At 67.3% G+C, this 899-nt stretch carries 1 protein-coding gene; it reads right to left on the bottom strand.

Going from position 1 to position 899, the window contains the following annotated elements; all coding sequences use genetic code 11:
• Positions 1-785 (bottom strand): succinate--CoA ligase subunit beta (locus AC1DWF_RS32965; RefSeq protein WP_476842716.1); only part of this gene is annotated, 785 nt, incomplete at its 3' end.
• Positions 786-899 lie beyond the last annotated feature (114 nt).

The raw sequence follows: 899 nt of genomic DNA, 5'->3' as shown, positions 1-899 counted from the left end.
ACGTAGTTCAGCTCGTGGTTGGCGGCGTCCAGTTCCTTCGGGTCCATCTCGCTGTCGTCGCGCAGGGCCTCGAGGTCCTTGTGGCGGAACAGCGCGCTGTCGTCGAAGGAGACCTTGGCGTCCAGCGCCACGATCTCGCCCGCGCCGGTGACGACCAGCGGGTTGATCTCGACGATGGCGCAGTCGAGCTCCAGGAAGGCGCCGTAGAGCGCGGTCACGAACTTCACGAAGCTGCCGACCTGCTTGCCCTCGAGGCCGAGGCCGAAGGCGAGCTTGCGGGCATGGTAGGGGAAGATGCCCGAGGCCGGGTCGATCGCCACCTTCAGGATCTTCTCGGGGTGGTGCTCGGCGACCTCCTCGATCTCCATGCCGCCCTCGGTGGAGGCCATGACGGTGAGGCGCGATGTCGCGCGGTCGATCAGCAGGCCGAGATACAGCTCGCGCTTGATGTCGCAGCCGTCCTCGATATAGACGCGGGAGACGACCTTGCCGGCCTCGCCCGTCTGCTTGGTGACCAGCGTCTTGCCGATCATTGCTTCGGCGGCTGCCTTCGCGTCGGCCACGGACTTGACGACGCGCACGCCGCCCTTGCCGTTCGGATCCTCGGCGAAGCGACCGGCGCCGCGGCCGCCCGCATGGATCTGGCTCTTCACGACATAGACGGGCCCGGGCAGCTTCTTCGCCGCGGCCTCGGCCTCGTCGGCCGTCCAGGCCACATGGCCGTCGGGGACCGGCACGCCATAGCGGCGCAGCAGTTCCTTCGCCTGGTATTCATGGATGTTCATGGGTGCGGGATCCTCAGGGTCAGTCCATTGTGCCAGTGGCCAGCGACTGCGACCAGTCGGCACGGCCATTGCGAAGCGCCTCGGCGGAGGCGGCATTCCAGTCGTATTCCTCGG

The sequence above is a fragment of the Aminobacter sp. P4_D5 genome, from assembly GCF_056401815.1.
The sequence above is the reverse complement of the archived record's forward strand: the minus strand, read 5'-3'. Positions and strand labels throughout refer to the sequence as shown.